The 562-nt window shown below is 37.5% G+C and carries 1 pseudogene; it reads left to right on the forward strand.

From position 1 onward, the window contains the following. Positions 1-261: pseudogene (locus ACS8FC_RS19800) on the forward strand (histidine kinase); the annotation flags it as partial. Between the last annotated feature and the right edge of the window lie 301 nt (positions 262-562).

The following is a 562-nucleotide window of genomic DNA, read 5'->3' on the forward strand; positions in this document are numbered from 1 at the left end:
GTGGTTGAGATGACCACTGAAACCATCCATTTTAATATTAAAGTCACTTGGGAGCAGCACAGAGTAGCTATTCAGATCGACGTCGAACTTCCCACAAAGACCTTAATCATTAACCATGACCTGCGTCAGCATATGAATTTTTATATTCAAGCGGATCGATTACGCGCGTACTTTGGTCAAAGTGCTGATATTCAAAGCACGGTTACTGGTAACCACATTACTACCATTATTGACTATCCCTTACAAGATGTCAGTTTATAATCCTTCCTCTTTTACCGTTTTTCATTATGTTCTCAGACACTATATTCTCATTATAAGATATTATGGCATATTTATTGCATCGCCTTTTATATCTATATGGTTATTGCGATTTTTATCTGGCAATTATTGACAATGAGTGGTTACTATCAAAAATATGATGCAGAAAATCTCATCATATTGAACTGGCCAGTACATTCGTCATACCATCGAAACATATTCAGTAGAGTTTGAGGTGGGAGTTTATATGCGTATCGTAGTTTGTGATGATGAGCCGTTAGCGCGTGAGCGTTTGGTCAGAATC

This window comes from Psychrobacter sp. 1Y4, assembly GCF_051847555.1.